Genomic DNA, 21,237 nt, shown 5'->3' with positions numbered 1-21,237 from the left:
CGGTTTTGCGTGGGTTTTTACGATTTAGGAACTAGTTATGTCACAGCTCCTTTTTTGTAAAATCAATTTAGTTGTGCGTCAGTGGTAATGGAAGTCGCCGTGTAAGTGCCGTTAGTTCGGCGTGTTTTTTGCCGAGCTTACGGCACCGACATCTTTGAAGATTGACGGTTTGGGCCGAGCTTCAAAGTGAGGTTCAAGACCGCTTCTCAGGCTTGAACCGGTCGCCACGGCGACTGGAATTACCGCTGACACACAACGGCAATCCCAACTTTACTGTGGCGTAATTTCGAGTAATAAATCGTCCGTTTGAATGACATCACCGGCACTCACGTAAACGTGTTCGATGACCCCATCTTCTGGCGACTGAATGGTCGTTTCCATCTTCATGGCTTCCGTTACGAGTAACGGTTCGCCCTTCTTGACGGTTTGCCCCTTCTTAACTAAGAGCTTCAAGACCGACCCACTCATAGTAGCCCCAACTTCATTTTCGTTAGTTGGTTCCGCCTTGCGCGTGCTGGAAGCACTTTGATGAACCGCGTTATCCTTGATGGTGATTTCTTGATTTTGACCATTAATACTGAAGTATAAGGTCCGAATCCCATCCACATCAGGATCACTAATTTGGTTCAACTTAAGAATCATGATCTTGCCTTTGGCCAATTCAATATTGACCGTTTCACCTAACCGCATCCCTTGGAAGAAAGTTGGCGTATCTAACAATGAAACGTGACCATATTGCTTATGTTCCGCTTGATAATCTAAGAAGACTTTTGGATACAAGATGTAACTTAAAGTTTCTTGGACATTTGGTTCGTGGCCAATCTTCGGCGCTAATTCAGCTTTAACCGCTTCAAAGTCAGCTGGTTTAGCTAAACTCCCTGGGCGAACCGTCAAAGCAGGATGGTCTTTCAAAATAATCTTTTGTAACTTCTTCGGGAACCCGCCAACCGGTTGGCCGATGTTACCCGCAAAGAAGTTGATGACTGATTCTGGGAAATCATACTTCTCACCATGGTCATAAACATCTTCTGGCGTTAAGTTATTTTCGGTCATGAACAAGGCCATATCACCGACAACTTTAGAACTTGGCGTCACTTTAATGATGTCGCCAAACATGTCGTTGACGGTGGCATACATGTCCTTAACTTCTTCCCAACGATCGCCTAACCCAACGGCTTTGGCTTGTTGTTGCAAGTTCGAGTATTGGCCACCAGGCATTTGCGTTTGATAAATATCGGTCTGGGGACCCGTCATCCCATTTGAGAAGTCTTGGTAGTATGGCCGAATTGCTTGCCAGTAGCGATTAATCGCTTCAACGTTCTTGATGTCAACTTGTGGTTGCCGTTCGTTATGGGCTAACGCATAGTACAACGAACTCATCGATGGTTGACTAGTCGTCCCGGAAAAGGCACTCGCCGCCACATCGACCACGTCCACCCCGGCTTCAACGGCCCGCGCGTACGTGAAGATACCATTCCCAGTCGTGTCATGCGTATGCAAGTGCACCGGAATATCTAAGGCATCCTTCAAGGTTGAGACTAATTCGTAAGCCCCTTCTGGTTTCAAAACCCCCGCCATATCTTTAATGGCGATGATGTCGGCCCCGGTTGATTGCAAATCAAGGGCTAATTGACGATAGTATTTCAAATCGTATTTTTGACGATTAGGGTCCATAATATCGCCGGTATAACAAATCGTTGCTTCGGCAATCTTATCAGTTTCTTTGACTGCTTGAATACTCTTTTCCATTTGTGGAATCCAGTTTAAACTATCAAAGATCCGGAAGACATCAATCCCACTCTTCGCGGATTCTAAAATGAATTCACGAATCACGTTATCTGGGTAGTTTTGATAACCCACCGCGTTACTTCCACGGAATAACATTTGGAACAACGTCCGTGGCATGGCTTCCCGGAGCTTCTTCAACCGATCCCATGGATTTTCATTCAAGAACCGATAAGCCACATCAAAGGTCGCGCCGCCCCACATTTCATATGAGAATAATTGTGGTAAGGCTTTTTGCGAGGCCTCGGCAACGGCTAACATATCCTTAGTCCGCATCCGAGTGGCAAATAAACTCTGATGAGCATCCCGCATCGTGGTATCAGTCAGTAAGACTTGCTTTTGCGCTAATAACCAATTTTGCAACCCTTTGACACCCTTACGATCAAGGACATCTTTGGCGGTCACAATTTGTTTGTCGATTGGCTTGAAGTTATCGGCGAATTCAACATCTGGATAGTACTTCTTTGAATGTTGGGCCACGTCAGCAAAACCGTTGACCGTGACGTTCCCGATATACTTCAACATCTTATCTTCTTGTTGCGTATCTTGTGGGAACTTGAAGAGTTCCGGCGTCTTATCGATAAAGCGTGTGTTGGCTTCGCCCGCTTGGAACGTGGGGTTGTCAATCACGTTTAACATGAATGGAATGTTCGTCTTAACGCCACGAATATCAAATTCGGTTAAGACCCGCCGCATCTTGTGGACCGCCGCTTTAAAGTTACGAGCCACGACACAAGCTTTAACTAATAATGAGTCAAAGTATGGCGTGACGACTGCGCCGGAATACGTATTCCCAGCGTCTAAACGCACGCCGTTACCACCCGGTGAACGATAAGTTTCAATCCGACCAGTATCTGGCATAAAGTCATTGGCCGGATCTTCTGTCGTGACCCGACATTGGATCGCCGCCCCTTTATAAGTTAAGGCGTCTTGATGAGGCAAGTGTAAATCTTCAAATAAATCGCCACCCATGGCAATCTTTAATTGGGCATGGACGATGTCGATTTCGGTAATCATTTCGGTAACCGTGTGTTCAACTTGAACCCGCGGATTAACTTCCATGAAGTAATACTGGTCGCCTTCAACTAAGAATTCAACCGTCGCCGCATTCAAATAATGGACACTCTTCATTAAGTCAACCGCCGCATTACAAATGCGTTGACGTAATTCGATTGGTAACGTGACCGCGGGAGCAAATTCAATCACTTTTTGATTCCGACGTTGAACAGAGCAATCCCGTTCAAATAAGTGCATGACATTGTCGTGCGAATCACCTAAGATTTGGACTTCAATATGCTTCGGATGGGCGATAAATTTTTCTAAGTAAATTTCGTCGTCGCCAAATGATTGCATTGCTTCTGAACGGGCCCGGTCAAACGCTTCTTGTAATTCGGAAGCTTCGTGCACGATCCGCATCCCGCGGCCACCACCACCCATGGCGGCCTTAATCATAATTGGAAAACCGTATTGTTTGGTGAATTGTAAGGCTTCATTTAAGCTCGTTACCGGATGTAACGTACTTGGAATCGTTGGGACCCCAGCATCTTGGGCCACTTGTTTAGCGGTAATTTTATCACCAAACATGTCCAAATGTTCGGGTTTAGGCCCAACAAAGATCATCCCTTCTTCAGCGATGCGTCGCGCAAAGGTCGCGTTTTCAGCTAAGAAACCATAGCCCGGATGGATCGCATCGACATGGTTTTCCTTAGCAATTCGAATAATATCTTCAATATCTAAATACGCGGCAATTGGTGCAAGGCCTTCGCCGACTAAGTAAGCTTCATCGGCCTTAAAACGGTGAACCGAAAATTCATCTTCTTTGGCATAAATTGCGACGGTCTGCAAGCCAAGTTCATGGCAAGCACGAATCACCCGCGTCGCAATTTCACCACGGTTAGCAATTAATACTTTTTTCACCAGAATCCCCTCATTTCCAAATAGATAATCTTATCCTTACTGCAACACGGCATGTTCTCGCCAATATTTCTCGAGCGCACTAATATTCAACACGAGTCCTAATGACAAGGCCAATACCATCATACTAGAACCGCCGTAACTCATAAATGGGAAGGTCACCCCCGTAATCGGAATGATCCCGACGATTCCACCAACATTGATAAATGCTTGAATGGTCAAATAAGCGGCCACCCCGTAACATACAAGAGTATTAAAGGTGTTCGTAGAGCGAACACCGATATAGATCGTGCGAATCACGATCACTAACAAGAGGCCCATCACAAACATGACCCCAATTAAGCCTAATTCTTCCGCGGTGATCGACATAATAAAGTCGGTATTGGGTTCCGGTAAGTAGCCCCGTTTTTGTAAGCTATTCCCAATGCCGACCCCGGTCAAACCACCATTTGAAATCGCATAGTACGAATTCACCAATTGTGTTCCGGCGCCAGATGCCGTTGTAAAAGGGTTCAAGAATCCTAAGAACCGCCGTAATTGGTACGAATTAGACAAGACGCTCTGTGGCAAATTGCTCATAATTGGCACTAAAATCCATTGAAAAGCAATGACTGCCCCAGCAAAAAGACCCACGCCGACTAAATAATTAATCCCAGTCGCCAGCAAAATCACCATCATGATGGCCAAATTAATGGTCGCCCCACCAATATCTGGTTGAATCGCAACTAAGAAAATCATGGCACCCGCTAAAATCAACTGCGCCCCTAAATCACGAATCCGCACTTGACCTAAATGGGCTTCCCGCCGCGAAATCATCGTGGCTAAATAAACAATTAAATAGAACTTAATAAATTCAGCCGGTTGTAACGACACCGGTCCGAAAGTAATCCAACCGGCGGCCCCATTAATGGACTTCCCGAAAAAGCGGAGGTAGATTAACATCCCAAAAATTATCGCACTCACCCAAAATAATAATTTGGTTCGTTTATAGTACGTAATCTTTAAACGCATACAGATGATCGTAATTACGAACCCAATCACCACCCACATCACTTGTTTAAATAAATACCCTGTGGGGGTCGTACCATTTTGGGCAGCAACGTAGGAACTAGCCGAATAAACCATGACAATCCCAATGCCACATAAAATTAAATATGGGATAAAGATGACATAGTCCATATAGTGCAACTTCTTAAGCATGACCTTCAATCCCACCTTAAATAAACTTGATTATGAAACGCTTCGTCACGGCATTTCATAAAATGTTTGCTTGCAGTAATTATAGCATAGTCCGAATTATTCCAGCATGTGAAATCATTAATTTGTGTATATTTTATAAATTTTTGACCGTTTTGTGGGACGAAATACGCACCTTCTGGAGCAAAATCGTCCCAAAGCCGAACAATTAAACGATGAGCGCTTCAGAAAAGCATTTTTCGGCGGCCAACAATGCCGTTAACAACGCAAAAAAATCGCTTGATGAAAGCTAAGTTTCATCAAGCGATTTTTTCAACTTTTTACCAGTCACACTTTTTTAAGTGCACTTACTTGTTCATCTTACGTTTCTTAGCTTCTTTTTCACGAGTATTCGTGTTCAAGATTTGTTTACGTAAACGAACGTGTTCTGGTGTAATTTCGCAATATTCGTCACTATTCAAGAATTCCAATGATTCTTCAAGCGTCAAATGCGTTGGCGTCTTGATCGTGGCAGTTAAGTCTTTGTTAGAAGAACGGACGTTGGTCATGTTCTTACCTTTGGTGATGTTAACCGAAATGTCGTTTTCACGGCTGTTTTGACCAACAATCATCCCTTCGTACACGTCAGTACCTGGGTCGACAAAGATCGTCCCACGGTCTTCAATCCCCATCGTCGCATACGTCGTCGTCTTACCTTGGTTAATTGAAACTAAGGCACCGTTACGACGGCCTGGATTCCAGTTCTTGATTTCTGGCATGTATTTTGCAAACGTATGGTTCATAATCCCGTAACCACGCGTTAATGATAAGAATTCAGTTGAGTAACCAATCAACCCACGTGAAGGTGCTAAGAAGGTCAAACGAGTTTGGCCGTTACCAGTACTTTCCATGTTCTTCATTTCACCTTTACGTTGTGACAAGGTATCAATGATGGCACCCGTATATTCATCAGGAGTATCGATTTGGACAGATTCGAACGGTTCGCTACGAACCTCTTCAACGTCACGATAAATAACTTCTGGACGAGATGCTTGCAATTCGTAACCTTCACGCCGTAACGTTTCGATTAAGATTGATAAATGCAATTCCCCACGGCCAGATACGACCCATGAACCAGGTTCGTCAGTGTCTTCAACCCGTAATGAGACATCGGTTTCCAATTCGGACTTCAAACGAAGTTCCAATTGACGCGCCGTCACGAATTTACCTTCTTTACCGGCAAATGGTGAAGAGTTCGTCCCGAAAGTCATTTGTAAAGTTGGTTCGTCAATCCGTAAGATTGGCAAAGCTTCTGGGTTTGAAGAGTCAGCAACCGTTTCACCAACGTTGATATCTTCCATCCCAGAAACCGCCACTAAGTCACCAGCATGGGCTTCGTCGATTTCCAAGCGTTGTAAACCGAAGAACCCAAACAACTTAGTTACCCGGAAGTTCTTCTTCGTGCCGTCAAGTTTCATAACTGAAACGTTGTCGCCGACTTTCATCGTTCCACGGAAAACCCGGCCAATCCCAACCCGACCAACATAGTCGTTGTAGTCTAATAAGGCTACTTGGAATTGTAAAGGTTCGTCAGAGTTGTCGATTGGTGATGGAATCGTCTTGATAATCGTATCAAAGACTGGTTTCATCGTGTGTTCTTGCTTAGCAGGATCTGATTCATAGCTAGAAGTCCCGTTCAAGGCTGAAACGTAAACGACTGGGAAGTCTAGTTGTGATTCGTCAGCGCCTAATTCGATGAATAAGTCTAAGACTTCATCCACAACTTCTTCAGGACGCGCACCAGGACGGTCAATCTTATTGATGACCACGATTGGTGTCAAATGTTGTTCCAAAGCTTTCTTCAAAACGAAACGCGTTTGGGGCATCGTTCCTTCAAAAGCATCAACAACTAACAAGACCCCATCAACCATGCGCATGATTCGTTCAACTTCACCACCGAAGTCAGCATGTCCTGGTGTATCCAAGATATTGATTTGCTTGTCGCCGTAACGAACGGCCGTGTTCTTTGAAAGGATCGTGATACCGCGTTCCTTTTCAATGGCATTAGTGTCCATGGCCCGGTCACCAATCTGGACGTGTTCATCAAGGGTATCCGATTGTTTAAGCATTTCGTTAACTAAGGTTGTTTTACCGTGGTCAACGTGGGCAATAATGGCAATGTTGCGGATATCATCTCTAAATTTCAAAATTATCTTCCTTTCATCCTTCAAAATTCATACTATTCATTTCGATAGCAGAAATCTTACATATATTAATACAAACGGGCGCTATTATCAAGTTACGAGCGTGCGCGGTCGAACTCATGGCGCCGTTTTCACTGGCTTTCATCCGTTGGCATAAAAAAACTGTGACATATGGGTCACAGTCACACCGTTTACTTGACGATTGCCAAAATAGCACGTTGCGCACTTTTAGTCGCTATTAGTACAGCACCAGATGATAACATATTAACGGGCGTGCCGTCAACTTGTGAAATCACTAGGCCGAGGCTCTCACCTAAGACGCGACCAGCGGCAAAGTCCCAGGGCCGTAAGTACGACAAGTACCCCACCAGTTCCCCAGCGAGCACTTGACTGATTTGAATCCCGGCACTGCCGACGATTCGTGGTCCCAAACTCGTTGAAACGACTTGTTGCATATTAAACCGATCATGAATGAGTAGCGGCGCACTCGCACCAAATAACCCATCCGCTAAGCTCACGTCTAATGGCGCGGCCAACGGTTCGGCATTTAACGTCACCCCGACGGCTGGGCCCCCAGCGTACAACTTATCCCCCATCACATCGTAAATATAACCGAGGGTCGGTTCACCGTCGATGTAAAAGGCCATCATAATGGCGAAATGATTGCGTTGGTGCACAAAGTTCATGGTGCCATCAATGGGGTCCACAATCCAGACGTGGCCCGCCATGGATTTAACCTCATCGCCTAAGCCTTCTTCTGCCAAAATCTGGGCAGCTGGGTCTAACCGGCGAATTTGTTGGACGAGAAAATGTTCATTGCTCCGGTCAACGTTGGTCACTAAATCTTTGCGACCCGTTTTTTCGGCGACAGTCATCTTAGTGCCCATTTTAGCGAGCACTTGCGCCCGTGCTTGCCGCATAACGGCTTGCGCACTGGCATTTAATTCTGCTAACGCTGCTAATTCCACTTTGATCACCTAACCTCGAAATTGAAATCGTTGTTTGTTCGTTGCCGTTGCGGCTTGCATCGTGTGATAAATACTATAACCAGACGCGGCTTCAAAAGCCCGGCCTAATTGCTTTTCTTGGGATTTAGCGGGCACGACCGTCTTAAAAGCGCGGTAAGCCTTAATTAAATCCGCTGTGGGAACACTACTTTCGTTAGCGGCTTCGATTTTTTGATAAAAATCGGTCACGATAATAATATCTTGCGTGTTCCACGTTTCATCTAGTGGATATTGATAGTTCTCATGATTCGTCGTTGCCATCTTGTTCAAACTCCCCCGCTGTGACGCGGTCTAAATCTTGACGGACTTGACTAGCAATCTCAGCATATTCTTTTTGCTCTTCATCCGAAAGCACCATATCAGCTAATCGTTTAATCCCATTCGCACTAATCAAAACTGGTGAGGCTAACCCCACGAGTTGATCTTCATCTAGTGATTGGACATTCGTAACGGTCCCAATAAACGGTGCTTGGTTGTAAAAGGCATTGAGCACTTGCACTAATGCTAACACACTCAAGGTTTGATTGGTAATGATTGCTGGGTCATCGACTTTTTCCGCATCGGTGGCCATCTCATCGGGACCAAAGCTCGTATCTTGATTTGCCAAGTATGTCAAGACCGGTGCTGGGCCAATGTACGACCGGCTCCAAGAAATCAAGTGTTCCCGCGCCGTGCCGACGACGAAAGCATGCACGTCGTTGACCCCAACGTTTAATTGATTACGCAATAACTGTTCTAACAAACGACTTTGTGGCAAAGTTCCGAGGCCAATCACCCGTTGATGGTCGACACCACTAAACCGCGCCGCCAGCACGGCTAAAATGGCATCGTTACTGCCAGCCAGCAATAACTTACCGTTAAAGCCTCCCGCCATCACATCATTCACAAAGGACCGAAACAACGGCAAAGTTGCTTTTAAATCAGCTTCCGCATCGCCATCTGCGGCTAATGGTACTAAATTACCAATAATAATACTATCTGCTTGCGAGTAATCCGGCTTAGCTTGCGCTTGTAACGTAAATTGGCGACAAGTTAAGCTAGCGGTGATCAACGCTTGATAGCGTGGTGTTTCTTCCGTATCAGTGGCGACGGTTAAGTTTAAAGGCAAATCTTTAGCCATCGCGATTAAAATCAGTTGTTGTACGAATTCGAATAATCCACGAATAATAACTGTATTGTTCATGAAATCCCTCCCAACCTTCGCTAATAATTGTACCTAAGCTGTCAATGAATTCAAGTAAATGTTAATAAAAAGCTTACTCTTTTGTAACATAACGGCGTTAAACCTCGTTTTTGCGCTAGTAAAAATTCAGTTAAACTTTTGCAATCGCTAAAAAGCACCCGTCACTAATTAGTTACGACAAATGAACGCCAAACCACGAAATTAATTCAAAAAAGTTGCCCGGCGATCGATACCGTTTCAAGGTGCCGCTTATTGTACTGCTAAACGACCGCAACTGCCAAAATTAATCGTGCTTGCCAAATGTTGGTACAGCACTGAATCACATGCAACGAAGCACTTACAATCATGCTTTAGGTATGTCCCCATCTTACCGTCAGTGTTCCCAATGCAATCAAGTTATTGATTAGACGAATAATAGTTTTCCAGATTGGTTCGAAGCGTTCCAAGTTGCCATTGCAGCAGCAATTCAGTTGTTTGTCGGTAGCAATTGGGTCTTTACATTCATTGGTGAATCGCCGACTAACGACTCGTCATCAGTCATATAACCTGGCCAAACTTTGAAAAGACTCCCCAGCATCAAACCTATGTACAATTAACATTCCCGACACAACAAGTCACAGATAAACACCATTCAATCACGGCGTTTTCTTCTGGCCAGCACTATTTAGTTGTGAGTCAACAGTCCACCAAACTAGCTTGGTGTGGCACGACGACTATCAAAAACAACCTAGCTGTCAGCTGACCATAATGGGGCCTTTCCGAATATCGGTGAATTTCGATTAACTGACCGACCTCAGCCATATCACCGATATACCAATTAATTACGGCTTTCACGATTACATTAAAACGGGTCCGCGTTTACTCATTGCGAGATCAATTCAGTTGTGAGTTAGCAGCAATGGAAGTTGCCGTGCAAGTGGCGTTAGTTCGGCATGCTTTTAGCCGGACTTACGCCACCGACATCTTTGAAGATCGGCGAACTGTGCCAAGCTTCAAAGTGAGGTTCGAGACCGCTTTTTGGCTCGAACCGGTCGCCACGGCTACTGGAATTGCTGCTGACTCACAACGGCAATTCCGGCTTCACCAATATTTGGAAAGGCCCCCGTAATGGAAGCCGCGATGCAGGTGGTGTTAGCGGGATTGATTTGTATCCCGTTTACACCACGGACGCCTTTTGAGACTTGGTTTGTAGGCTCAAAAGCGAGGGACAAGACCGCTTCTCAGGCTTGGACCGGTCCCATAGCGGCTGGAATTACGGTCAGCTGGCAGCGGCAATCACCCATTCACCAATATCTAAGCCGGCCCAAATTAATCTATGTAAACACAAAAGTTTGAGACCATAACAGTCTCAAACTTTTGTAAGGGATGGTCTAAATGTGGGTTGGGAAGCCTAACGCTTCGTCAGCCGCTTCTTGGACAACTTCACCTAATGTTGGATGTGGATGAATGGTCAACGCTAAATCTTCAACGTTTAAGCCACCATTAACAGCCACACTCATTTCTGAGATTAAGTCACTAGCACCGGGGCCGGCAATTTGTGCCCCAACCACGGTACCTTCATCCTTGGTCGAAACTAACCGGAAGAACCCGTCCATAGAGTTCAATGAGATGGCCCGGCCATTCCCAGCAAATGGGAATTTCGACACTTTGACACTCAAGCCGGCTTTTTCAGCTTCCGCTTTCGTCATACCAACCGTCGCGAGTTCCGGATCCGTAAAGCAAACGGCCGGTACCGAAACGTAGTCGTTAGCCGTCTTCTTGTCGCTAATCGCGCCAGCAGCAACCTTAGCTTCCGCAAAGGCTTTGTGGGCCAACGCGGGGCCGGCCACAATATCACCAATGGCGAAAATGTCTGAAGCCGCGGTCCGGCCTTGGTCATCGACTTCAATCAAACCGCGATCCGTCAACTTAACATCGGTGTATTCCAAGCCCATGTCATCCGTATTAGGCCGGCGACCAACCGTTACCATGCAATAATCAGCATGAATCGATTGTTCGTTACCATCCACGGCATAAGTGACGGTCACGCCACTGTCATCTTGTTCTGAATTTTTAGCCATTGCGCCGGTAATGACATCAACGCCTTTATCCTTGAAGTCTTTCAAGACTAATTGCACCATATCTTTTTCGAAGTTTGGCAAGATTTGCGGCGTCCCTTCGAGGATCGTGACATGAGCCCCTAAGTTAGCATAAGCACCAGCTAATTCAGAACCAATATACCCGCCACCAATCACGACTAATTCTTTCGGTACTTCTGGTAAGTTCAAACCACCCGTTGAATCCACGACGCGACCATGGAACTTAAACCCTGGAATTTCGACCGGACGTGAACCCGTCGCAATAATCAAATGTTTGAATTTATAAGTTTGACCGGTGTGGTCACCATTCATAACCCGCAACGTATGGTTATCGTGCATATAGGCTTCACCCGTCACCACTTCAACCTTGTGCTTTTTAAGCAACATCTTGACGCCACCAGTTAAGCGGTCAACGACTTGATGATCTTTCCAAGCTTGCGTGGTCTTGAAGTCTAACACGGGGGCTTGAATGTTTTTAATCCCAAAGATCTTACTATCTTTAGCTTCTTGTAACCGATGACCGGCACTGATCAAAGCTTTTGATGGGATACAGCCGACGTTTAAGCACACCCCGCCGATATATTCCTTTTCGACGACCGTTACTTTTTGACCGAGTTCCGCGGCCCGAATTGCGGCGACATAACCACCAGGGCCCGCACCGATAATCATGGTATCGCGTTCTTCAGCAAAATCTCCTACTACCATTTCGACCTCATCCTTCCATCAAAAGTAATTCTGGATCATGTAACAATTGTTTGAGTAAATTCATCGCTTTTTGCGCCGTGGCGCCATCAATTAAGCGATGGTCAAAACTCAATGATAATTTTTGCATCTTGCCAACGACAATTTCGTCATTTTCGTTCACATATGGTTCTTTACCAATCCGACCAACGCCTAAGATAGCCACTTCTGGTTGGTTGATGACCGGCGTGAACCAGCCCCCACCAATTGACCCGATGTTACTAATCGTAATCGAAGCGCCACTCATTTCGTTAGCTTTCAACTTGCCATCGTAAGCTTTTTGCGTATTGTCAGTAATTTCTTTGGCAATGGCAAATAACCCTTTACCTTCCGCATGCTTGATGTTTGGTACTAACAAACCACGGTCAGTATCAGTAGCTACCCCGATATTGAAGTAATGCTTGTAAACAATTTCTTGGTTAGCCGCATCAATCGAAGCATTGAATTGTGGGTATTGTTGCAATACCGCCACTAATGCTTTAACGAAGTATGGTAAGAACGTCAAATGAATATCACGTTCAGCCGCGATGTTCTTGTACTTCTTACGATGCGCCATTAACGCACTCACTTCGACTTCATCAAATAACGTTACGTGTGGCGAAGTCGCTTTACTATTAACCATCGCCTTAGAGATGGCCTTCCGAATTGGCGTCATCTTTTCCCGAGTTTCAAGTTCAGGAGTGTCAGAAACGTATGGTTTGATTGGCGTTGGGGCTGGTGTCGCCGGTGTTTCCGGTACCGCGGCCTTAGCCGTTGGCGCTGGTTGTGCGCTGGCCGTTGGTGCCGCCTTAAAGTTATCGATATCTTGTTTCGTTACTTGGCCGTGCGTCCCGGTTGGCGTAACTAAGGTAATGTCAACGTCATTATCACGGGCATGTTGCCGTACAGATGGCATTGCTAAGACCCGTTTATTAGATTGAGCCGCCGGAGTGCCAGTTGCTGCCGCCTCTGGTTGTGCTTCAGCGGGTGCCGGTGCTACTGGTGCTGCCGGTGTCGCTGGTTTGTCAGCGGGCGCCTTGTCAGCTGATGCTGCTGGCGCTGCGTTTTCGCCGGAGCCATCATCAATTTCGACGATAACGTCCCCAATCTTAGCCGTTTCCCCTTCAGGAATTAAAATTTTTAAAATGGTCCCATCCACTGGTGATGGTAACTCTTCAACTGATTTATCGTTTTGGATTTCAACTAGTGAATCGTCTTCTTTGACTTGATCGCCAGGTTTAACGAGCCATGATGCGATTTCGCCTTCCTCAAGGCCTTCACCAAGCTCTGGTAATTTAAACTCGTAAGCCATTGGATAACTTCCTTTCATGACAACCGCAAGTGGTTGTTGATTGTTTCCGCGCTGAAATTAGTAATCTAAAATTTCACGCGTCTTTGCTTCAATGTCATCTTCTGCTGGTAACCAGTCATCTTCGGCCAAGCCGAATGGATAAACCGTATCCGGCGCATAGACCCGGCCAACTGGGGCACTCAAGTACAACGCGCCTTTTTCAGCAATCAAGGAAGCGACATTCGCCGCAATCCCCGCTTGACGTTGGGCTTCTTGAATCGCCACGGCCCGGCCAGTTTTTTGAACCGACTTCAAAATCGTGTCTTCATCAAGTGGTGACAAGGTCCGTAAGTCAACGACTTCAACGGAAATGCCTTCTTTTTCGAGTTTTTCAGCCACTTTAAGTGATTGGTTCACTTGGGCACTATAAGCGATCAAGGAAATATCGGTACCTTCACGGACAACATTAGCTTTGTCTAATGGCACCGTGTAGGCTTCATCCGGAATATCGGCTTTCATGGACCGGTATAACTTCAAGTTTTCCAAGAAGAAGACGGGATCATTATTACGGATTGACGCAATCAACAAGCCCTTGGCATCGTATGGATTGGATGGCGTAACGACTCGTAAACCAGGAATTTGGGCCAAGTAACCTTCCAATGAATCCGCATGCATTTCTGGCGTATGTGTCCCACCACCATATGGCGAACGAATCGTAATTGGCATATGGCGCGTGCCACCAGTCCGGAAACGTTCCCGTGACATTTGACCGGCAATCGAGTCTAACGTTTCAAAAATAAAGCCTAAAAATTGAATTTCAGGAATTGGCCGGAAGCCTTCAAGCGCTAACCCAATGGATAAACCACCAATTCCTGATTCAGCTAAAGGAGTATCGAAAACTCGGTCTTCACCGAATTCAGCTTGCAGGCCATCGGTTGCCCGGAAGACCCCACCGTTTTTACCAACGTCTTCACCAAAAACTAAAGTCTTTTCATCAGACCCCAGTTCTAATCGAAGTGCATCGGTAATCGCTTGAATATACGTTTTCTTTGACATGTTACTTCGACTCCTTTGCTTGATATTCCGTAATTTGTTGTTGAATGTTTTGTGGTTGTTCTTCAAAGACATTCCCCAAAAATTCGGTCATTTTTTGCTTAGGTGCTTCATCCGCTTGTTTAACGGCATCTTTAATATCAGCCTTGACTTGTTCAACGTAGTCATTTTCGATATCTTCTGACCAAACACCTTGTTCAGTCAAATATTTGCGGTAGCGAATCAATGGATCATTGTCGAACCAAGGTTGTTCTTCGTCTTTGGTCCGATAACGTTTAGGATCATCCCCGGCGTTAGTATGTGGACCGAACCGATACGTTAAAGTTTCGATTAAGACGGGACCATTGCCGGCTGCTGCGTATTCACGCGCCGCTTTGGTCACTTCATGCACAGCTAAGAAGTCCATCCCATCAACTTGGATACTAGGAATCCCAGCGGCGACCCCTTTTTGAGCCAAAGTCCGCGCGGCAGTTTGTTTACGCCGGGGAACCGAGATGGCATAACCATTATTTTGGACGATGAAGACCGCGGGTGCTTGGAAGGCTCCGGCAAAGTTCATGCCTTCATAGAAGTCCCCTTGCGACGTCCCACCATCACCAGTGTAGGAATAAGCAACTTTATCGGCCGTACCGTTCTTCTTAATCCCTAAGGCGACCCCAGCTGCTTGGACGTATTGCGCCCCGATGATGATTTGTGGTGGCATCGCATGTAAGTCTTCTGGATATTCATTACCTAAAACGTGGCCCCGTGACCACAAGAACGCTTTATAAACGGGTAAACCGTGTTGGATTAATTGGGGGATGTCCCGATAAGCCGGCATTAACACGTCGGTACGTTTCATGGCAGAGTTACTCCCCATTTCACTCGCTTCTTGTCCTTCAGTTGGCGCATAGAAGCCTAACCGACCTTGACGGGTCAAAGCATTGGAACGTTGATGTAAAGTCCGTTCCCAAATCATAAGTTTTAAGAAATCTACTAATTGATCATTGGTATATTTGGCGACGATTTCAGGCTTAATGACGTTCGCCTGGCCATCAATAACTTGCACTGGTTTAAAATCTTGTCCAAGTGCATCGCGGATCGCGCTAAAATCGACAATTGGTTTTTCGTTGTCCATAAATGACACATCCCTTTCACGAACGTACGATCCTGCCTAACAGTACAGGGCCGTAATCGTTTTCATAATTACAAGTCTAATTTATCATTGCTTTTCATTTTTTGCAAGCCCTTCCAAACGGCGTATCCACGGCTTTTATTCTCGAAATGATTGTGAATTTATTCATTAATTCTGGAAAACCATTTGTAAGCAGTTTTCGAGAAAGTTGCTACATTTTCAATTTGAGTTATGCTAGAATTGTTTGTAAGTGTGAACTGCTCGGCTAGTTCCGAACGACAGAATAGTTTTTGGAGGTAATTTGGTTGATTAAGATGAGAGATATCATCCGTGAAGGTAACGACACGTTACGCGCGGAAGCCAAACAAGTACAATTTCCCTTGAGTGCTGATGACCAAAAATTGGCCACCGATATGATGGAATACTTAGTAAATAGCCAAGATCCTGAATTGGCAAAAAAATATGGATTACGAGCGGGCGTTGGGTTAGCAGCCCCACAAGTCGACGTTTCCAAGCAAATGGCCGCCGTCTTAGTTCCTGGTGACCATGACGGTGATGACCCCATTTTTAAAGATGTCATCATTAACCCCGTCATCGTCAGTCATTCCGTTCAACCAGGCGCCTTAACTGAAGGTGAAGGCTGTTTATCCGTTGATCGTGAAATCGAAGGCTACGTCATTCGTCACGATCGGATTACATTACGCTACTATAATATGGCCGGTGAGCAAAAGAAGATCCGGTTAAAGAACTACCCGGCGATTGTGTGCCAACACGAGATCGACCACTTACATGGCATCTTGTTCTACGACCACATCAATGAAAACAATCCGTTTGCGGCCGACGATGATTTAGTTTTAATTTCGTAACCGTTGCGCAAAAAAGAGTTTGGGGACAAAACCCAAACTCTTTTTTGTTGCGTGACTGAGACACCAATTTATTTTTTGTTTTTATCGTCGAAACGTGCGCCAAATGGAACTTTCCATACATCGGTGAATCTGCAACTAGCGCAACCGACACAGTCAAATCACTGATAAGCAAATAATCACCACGTTGGCAGTGACCACGTTTTCTGATGGCAAAATCTATTTAGTTGTGCGTCAGTAGCAATGGAAGTTGCCGTGCAAGTGGCGTAAGTTCGGCTGTTTTTGCCGGACTTACGGCACCGACATCTTTGAAGATTGGCGAATTTTGCCGAGCTTCAAAGTGAGGTTCGAGACCGCTTTTTGGCTCGAACCGGTCGCCACGGCTACTGGAATTGCTACTGACGCACAACGGCAATTACGCATTTACCAATATTTAAAAAGACCCGCCAAAGAGCAGTTTATTTAGCGGTCAAACGGCGTAGATCTTCTAAATACTCTAAAGTTGCTTCATTCATTAAGTAAGCCACATCCACATGCAACTCGCCATCGCGCAACCACGTGTCCGTGACCCGTAGCGCCGGACCGGCATTTTGGAACGCCGTCAGCTGTTCATCACGGGCATAGGCTTGCAAATGATTGTTTAAAATACGGCGAACTTCCGGTAAATCAACTGCCGTCATGCCCGGCGTCTTTAACACGTATTCAAAGGCCATCACGCCTCGCCCCCACACATCGGCCACCGGTGCGGAATGGAGATTACCGCTCACTTGTTGGGCCACGACGGAACTGGCCAATTGCGCCAACACGGCCGTCATCGCCGTATCGACTGTCCGTTGCCCGGCTAGCTTGATTTTAGCAGTCGTACGTTTCAAGACTTGGCGGCGTAAAACTTCATATATAATGATAGCCAAAACTAGTCCTACCAAGATAGTTATCCATTTGCCCATCGTTTAATCCCTCACAATTGAATTGTACACTTGTTCACAATTTCGATATTTTTGAACGGCTTTAATTACTATAAGAATAGCATGTTTACAAAAAATATTTTACTCTCCAAGCTCTGATTTTGAAGAAAGTTAACATTGTATACACCTCCGCAAAATTATGCTAAAATGAAAGATAATTGTTGTGTTTACACAACCTGTGTACGGATCAAACTTTTATTTTTGCTTACTGTCTGGGACCTGGTTCCAGATAAATATTTCTAAAGGAGTTTTGTTCATGATTTACAAAGTTTACTACCAAGAAACCAAACAACGGAACCCACAACGCGAAACAACTCAATCGCTTTATCTTGAAGCGGAAACTGAAGTTGATGCCCGCGTCCTAGTGGAAGATAATACGGAATACAATATTGAATTTATCGAACCGTTAGAAGGTAACTTCTTGGATTACGAAAAAGAAAATCCAGAGTTTCAACTAACGGAGTTTAATAAATGAAACGGTTAAACGTTAAAAACAACGAAACTGCCGTCTTTGCAATCGGTGGTTTAGGAGAAATTGGGAAAAACACTTACGGTATCCAATTTCAGGATGAGATTATTTTGATTGATGCCGGTATCAAATTCCCCGAAGACGAACTTCTCGGAATTGATTACGTCATCCCCGATTATTCTTATCTAGTTGCAAATCAGCAAAAAATAAAAGCATTGGTGATTACGCACGGTCACGAAGATCATATTGGTGGGATTCCATTCTTACTCCAACAAATCAACGTGCCAATTTACGCTGGTCCCCTCGCCTTAGCCTTAATTAAAGGCAAACTGGAAGAACACGGTTTACTCAAAACGACCGAGTTGCATGAAATCAACGAAGATACTGTTTTGAAATTCCGTAAAACCCGAGTATCGTTCTTTAGAACGACCCACTCGATTCCAGATACGCTCGGGATCGCGGTTCAAACGCCACCTGGTACCATTGTGGAAACCGGGGACTACAAATTCGATCTGACCCCTATTACGAACCAGCCGCCGAACTTGCAACGGATGGCCCACTTAGGTGAACGCGGCGTCTTAGCGTTATTATCCGACAGTACCAACGCCGAACGCCCCATCTTTACGAAGTCCGAACGCTGGGTTGCCCAATCAATTCGGAAAATTTTTGAACAAGTCGAAGGTCGCATTATCTTTGCGACGTTTGCTTCAAACATTTCGCGGATTCAAGAAGCTGCTCAAGTGGCGCTCGAACATCATCGTAAGATTGCCGTCTTTGGTCGTAGTATGGAAGCCGCTATCGTCAACGGTCGTGAATTAGGGTATTTAGATATTCCCGATGACGCGATGGTCGATGCCAATGACATTAAGTCATTACCGGCTAACAAAGTCATGATTTTATGTACTGGCTCACAAGGTGAACCGATGGCCGCCCTGTCTCGGATTGCCAACGGAACTCACCGCCAAATTTCGGTACAACCTGGTGACACCGTCATCTTCTCCAGTTCGCCAATTCCTGGTAATACGCTGAGCGTTAACCACGTCATTAACGAACTCGAAGAAGCTGGCGCCCATGTTATTCATGGTAAAGTTAACAATATCCATACTTCCGGGCATGGTGGGCAAGAAGAACAAAAGCTGATGTTACGGTTAATGAAGCCAAAATTCTTTATGCCAATTCACGGTGAATACCGGATGTTGAAGATTCATACCGAACTCGCTGAACAATGTGGCGTGCCGTTAGACCATAGTTTCATCTTGGAAAATGGTGATGTCCTCGCCTTAACGAAAGATTCTGCGCGAGTCGCGGGTCACTTCGGTGCTGGCGATGTTTACGTCGACGGTTCAGGAATCGGTGATATTGGTAACGTTGTGTTGCGTGATCGTCAAATCCTTTCTGAAGAAGGTTTGGTGGTTGTCGTCGCTACGATTGATCTTAAGAAAAAAGAAATTCAAGCTGGCCCCGATATCTTGTCACGTGGATTCGTTTATATGCGCGAATCTGGTGACTTGATTAACGAAGCTCGCCGACATGTCTTCCGCACCATTCGTCGTAAGATGAAGAGTGATAAGGCTAGTGAAGCCACGATTCGCAATGCGATTATCGATGACTTACAAAGTTTCTTGTTTGACAAGACCGAACGTCACCCAATGATCTTACCGATGTTAATTATGAATTAACCACTAGCCGGAACATTTTGTTCCGGCTTTTTGTGGTGTCAGGGTCGAAAAACAATGCCCTGACAATCTTGCGAGGTGTAAATTTGATTGCGGAATACTACATTATCATTAACGAAACGGCTGGTAGTGGTCGCGGTAAAAAAGTTTGGGAGACCGTCCAACCAATCTTGGTCCAACGGCAGATCCACTTTGATTATCACACTACCGATTATGTTGGCCACGCGACCCGTTTAGCCTACCATTTTGCCCACGGGTTAACTCGGCAACCAAATGTCACCCCGGTCCTCTTAGTAATTGGCGGTGACGGCACTTTGAATGAAGCATTAAACGGGCTATTAGAGGGTACCCAAGGTGACCCGATTCCGATTGCTTACATTCCTGGCGGTTCCGGCAATGATTTTGCCCGGGGCCTCAAAATGGCCACTAATCCCCAAATCGCGTTGGCGCAAATTTTAAACAATATGCGGCCCCGCCCCTTGTCGATTGGCTATTATCACGAAACTTATAAAAATGAACATCGTTATTTCGTCAACAACGTCGGGCTAGGCTTCGATGCCCAAATCGTTGACGATACCAATCGCAGTAAACAGAAAAAAGGTCGACTCGGCCATTGGGCTTATCTGAGCAATGCCTTGAAAGCTTATTCACAACAAGAAGGCTTTCCACTGACGGTTCACGTCGACCGCAAACGCGATACGTATCGCCGGGCCTTTCTATGTACGACTTCCAATCACCCCTACTTCGGTGGTGGCGTGAAAATTTTACCCGGCGCGGACATCCACGACGATCAACTCGAATTAATCGTTGTCGAAGAACCACATTGGTGGACCATTTTATGGTTATTTACTTTACTGGTCTGTGGTGGTCGCCACCTCAACTCGCGCTTCGTGCACCATTACCGGAGTCACGAGTTACACCTACTCGTTAATTCCGTCGAAGTGGGTCAGATGGATGGCCAGATTATTGGAAATCGGAACTACGACTTATATTTATCGACCCAAACCTATCCATTTTGGATTGATACGAGCATCCACGATCATCACTAAACGGTTAGCCAACGGGGCTGACCGTTTTTTCACCCAAAATAATTGGCGTGAAAACTTTTAGACACTAATTAGTTGTCACTTCCGTTCAGCAGTAATCCCAGTGCTGTGCCGACCGGTTCTCAGGCTTGGACCGGTCCCCGGACGCTGGCATTACCATCAGCCAACTGCGGCAAAGGAGCCGCAACAAAAAAATTGTTGCGGCTCCTTTGTCACGTTATTCACATAATAAGTGTAATCAAGCGAAGCTGGCGGTCAACGCGTGCAGCCGTCAGTCCCCAACGCTGGACTCAGCAACCGTTGTATCAGCGCGCTAAGTCATTTATTTTTAACAGTTAATGACTAAGTCAATTCGTTAACTTAGTCTTCGGAAGCATTAATTGCTTCTAGCAGCATGTCAAGCTGTTCACATTTTTGCGAGAGATGGTTGACCCGGTCTTGAAGATGCGGATACGGTGTCACGCCCCGTGCTTGATCCGTTTGATGAGCTGCCAAGTCACGTAAATGACCCAATTCTGTATTGGCGGCTTGGTACTCTTCAAGGATCTCAAATCTGTTACTCACTTTAACACTCCTTTAGAACAATTATTCTAGGTTTTTCATTTTTGAAAAACAGTAAGATTAATATACCACTTTATAACTTGGTAGATTGCAAATTTAATCCGAATTTTTGGACAAATTGTTCAGCATAAC

18 protein-coding genes are annotated in these 21,237 nt (G+C 45.5%); 6 read left to right on the top strand and 12 right to left on the bottom strand.

Features of this window, described 5'->3' with window-relative positions; all coding sequences use genetic code 11:
• Window positions 1–270: 270 nt before the first annotated feature.
• From DY78_RS08455 to DY78_RS08430, 6 genes are all read right to left on the bottom strand, one after another.
• Window positions 271–3,702: a pyruvate carboxylase gene (locus DY78_RS08455; RefSeq protein ID WP_024624089.1), complete on the bottom strand. Its 3,432-nt coding sequence runs from the start codon at window positions 3,700–3,702 to the stop codon at window positions 271–273.
• Window positions 3,703–3,738: 36 nt separating this feature from the next.
• Window positions 3,739–4,899, bottom strand: coding sequence for an FtsW/RodA/SpoVE family cell cycle protein (locus tag DY78_RS08450; protein ID WP_029778828.1), 1,161 nt, complete (start codon window positions 4,897–4,899; stop codon window positions 3,739–3,741).
• A 344-nt stretch (window positions 4,900–5,243) separates the two neighbouring features.
• Entirely contained in the window at window positions 5,244–7,082 is a 1,839-nt protein-coding gene (gene typA, locus DY78_RS08445; RefSeq protein WP_024624090.1) for a translational GTPase TypA, read from the bottom strand.
• A 188-nt stretch (window positions 7,083–7,270) separates the two neighbouring features.
• A complete protein-coding gene (locus DY78_RS08440) occupies window positions 7,271–8,047 on the bottom strand; it encodes an inositol monophosphatase family protein (protein WP_029778829.1) in 777 nt (258 codons plus the stop codon).
• A gap of 9 nt (window positions 8,048–8,056) precedes the next feature.
• Window positions 8,057–8,347 (bottom strand): UPF0223 family protein, encoded by a 291-nt coding sequence (locus tag DY78_RS08435; protein ID WP_024624091.1) that lies wholly within the window; start codon window positions 8,345–8,347, stop codon window positions 8,057–8,059.
• Window positions 8,328–9,269 carry a Rossmann-fold NAD(P)-binding domain-containing protein gene (locus DY78_RS08430; protein ID WP_024624092.1) on the bottom strand — a complete coding sequence of 314 codons (942 nt, stop codon included), beginning with the start codon at window positions 9,267–9,269 and terminating at the stop codon, window positions 8,328–8,330. Before DY78_RS08430 ends, DY78_RS08435 begins: the two co-directional genes overlap by 20 nt.
• Before the next feature lie 898 nt (window positions 9,270–10,167).
• Between DY78_RS08430 and DY78_RS08425 the strand changes: the two genes are divergently transcribed.
• Complete coding sequence (locus DY78_RS08425; protein WP_056993514.1) at window positions 10,168–10,377, top strand: hypothetical protein; 210 nt, start codon at window positions 10,168–10,170, stop codon at window positions 10,375–10,377.
• A gap of 262 nt (window positions 10,378–10,639) precedes the next feature.
• Here the strand turns inward: DY78_RS08425 and lpdA are convergent, their stop codons facing one another.
• Genes lpdA through pdhA form a run of 4 tightly spaced genes read right to left on the bottom strand, consistent with a single transcriptional unit; the run spans window position 10,640 to window position 15,528 of the window.
• Window positions 10,640–12,052, bottom strand: coding sequence for a dihydrolipoyl dehydrogenase (lpdA, locus tag DY78_RS08415; protein WP_024624093.1), 1,413 nt, complete (start codon window positions 12,050–12,052; stop codon window positions 10,640–10,642).
• A gap of 7 nt (window positions 12,053–12,059) precedes the next feature.
• Window positions 12,060–13,379: a 2-oxo acid dehydrogenase subunit E2 gene (locus DY78_RS08410; protein ID WP_024624094.1), complete on the bottom strand. Its 1,320-nt coding sequence runs from the start codon at window positions 13,377–13,379 to the stop codon at window positions 12,060–12,062.
• A 57-nt stretch (window positions 13,380–13,436) separates the two neighbouring features.
• Entirely contained in the window at window positions 13,437–14,414 is a 978-nt protein-coding gene (locus DY78_RS08405; RefSeq protein WP_024624095.1) for an alpha-ketoacid dehydrogenase subunit beta, read from the bottom strand.
• Window position 14,415: 1 nt separating this feature from the next.
• Window positions 14,416–15,528 (bottom strand): pyruvate dehydrogenase (acetyl-transferring) E1 component subunit alpha, encoded by a 1,113-nt coding sequence (gene pdhA / locus DY78_RS08400; protein WP_024624096.1) that lies wholly within the window; start codon window positions 15,526–15,528, stop codon window positions 14,416–14,418.
• Between the two features lie 302 nt (window positions 15,529–15,830).
• Between pdhA and def the strand changes: the two genes are divergently transcribed.
• Window positions 15,831–16,391 carry a peptide deformylase gene (gene def, locus DY78_RS08395; protein WP_024624097.1) on the top strand — a complete coding sequence of 187 codons (561 nt, stop codon included), beginning with the start codon at window positions 15,831–15,833 and terminating at the stop codon, window positions 16,389–16,391.
• A gap of 247 nt (window positions 16,392–16,638) precedes the next feature.
• On the top strand, window positions 16,639–16,854 hold the full coding sequence (locus DY78_RS16125) for a hypothetical protein (protein ID WP_156404109.1): 216 nt from the start codon (window positions 16,639–16,641) through the stop codon (window positions 16,852–16,854).
• On the opposite strand, the gene DY78_RS08390 is transcribed toward DY78_RS16125, so the two are convergent.
• A complete protein-coding gene (locus DY78_RS08390; protein ID WP_235810654.1) occupies window positions 16,847–17,299 on the bottom strand; it encodes a hypothetical protein in 453 nt (150 codons plus the stop codon). The two genes, DY78_RS16125 and DY78_RS08390, sit on opposite strands and share 8 nt — an antisense overlap.
• Window positions 17,300–17,609: 310 nt before the next feature.
• On the opposite strand from DY78_RS08390, the gene DY78_RS08385 reads away from it, so the two are divergent.
• The 3 genes from DY78_RS08385 (at window position 17,610) to DY78_RS08375 (ending at window position 20,547) form a co-directional block, all read left to right on the top strand.
• Complete coding sequence (locus DY78_RS08385; protein WP_024624099.1) at window positions 17,610–17,828, top strand: DNA-directed RNA polymerase subunit epsilon; 219 nt, start codon at window positions 17,610–17,612, stop codon at window positions 17,826–17,828.
• Window positions 17,825–19,501 carry a ribonuclease J1 gene (gene rnjA, locus DY78_RS08380; RefSeq protein ID WP_024624100.1) on the top strand — a complete coding sequence of 559 codons (1,677 nt, stop codon included), beginning with the start codon at window positions 17,825–17,827 and terminating at the stop codon, window positions 19,499–19,501. Before DY78_RS08385 ends, rnjA begins: the two co-directional genes overlap by 4 nt.
• A gap of 83 nt (window positions 19,502–19,584) precedes the next feature.
• Window positions 19,585–20,547, top strand: a complete 963-nt coding sequence (locus tag DY78_RS08375; RefSeq protein WP_024624101.1) for a diacylglycerol/lipid kinase family protein — start codon at window positions 19,585–19,587, stop codon at window positions 20,545–20,547.
• 357 nt (window positions 20,548–20,904) lie between these two features.
• Here DY78_RS08375 and DY78_RS08370 read toward each other — a convergent pair whose 3' ends face one another.
• Entirely contained in the window at window positions 20,905–21,108 is a 204-nt protein-coding gene (locus DY78_RS08370; protein WP_024624102.1) for a hypothetical protein, read from the bottom strand.
• Between the last annotated feature and the right edge of the window lie 129 nt (window positions 21,109–21,237).

Source organism: Lactiplantibacillus fabifermentans DSM 21115 (assembly GCF_000498955.2).
In the GTDB taxonomy this organism is placed as follows: Bacteria; Bacillota; Bacilli; order Lactobacillales; family Lactobacillaceae; genus Lactiplantibacillus; species Lactiplantibacillus fabifermentans.
This window is presented reverse-complemented; position numbering and strand designations above follow the sequence as displayed.

Coding starts and splice junctions, on each gene's coding strand:
- DY78_RS08450 (WP_029778828.1), bottom strand. CDS start 4,899: ATGCTTAAGAAGTTGCACTATATGGACTATGTCATCTTTATCCCATAT.
- DY78_RS08435 (WP_024624091.1), bottom strand. CDS start 8,347: ATGGCAACGACGAATCATGAGAACTATCAATATCCACTAGATGAAACG.
- DY78_RS08430 (WP_024624092.1), bottom strand. CDS start 9,269: ATGAACAATACAGTTATTATTCGTGGATTATTCGAATTCGTACAACAA.
- DY78_RS08425 (WP_056993514.1), top strand. CDS start 10,168: ATGGAAGTTGCCGTGCAAGTGGCGTTAGTTCGGCATGCTTTTAGCCGG.
- lpdA (WP_024624093.1), bottom strand. CDS start 12,052: ATGGTAGTAGGAGATTTTGCTGAAGAACGCGATACCATGATTATCGGT.
- DY78_RS08410 (WP_024624094.1), bottom strand. CDS start 13,379: ATGGCTTACGAGTTTAAATTACCAGAGCTTGGTGAAGGCCTTGAGGAA.
- DY78_RS08405 (WP_024624095.1), bottom strand. CDS start 14,414: ATGTCAAAGAAAACGTATATTCAAGCGATTACCGATGCACTTCGATTA.
- pdhA (WP_024624096.1), bottom strand. CDS start 15,528: ATGGACAACGAAAAACCAATTGTCGATTTTAGCGCGATCCGCGATGCA.
- DY78_RS08385 (WP_024624099.1), top strand. CDS start 17,610: ATGATTTACAAAGTTTACTACCAAGAAACCAAACAACGGAACCCACAA.
- rnjA (WP_024624100.1), top strand. CDS start 17,825: ATGAAACGGTTAAACGTTAAAAACAACGAAACTGCCGTCTTTGCAATC.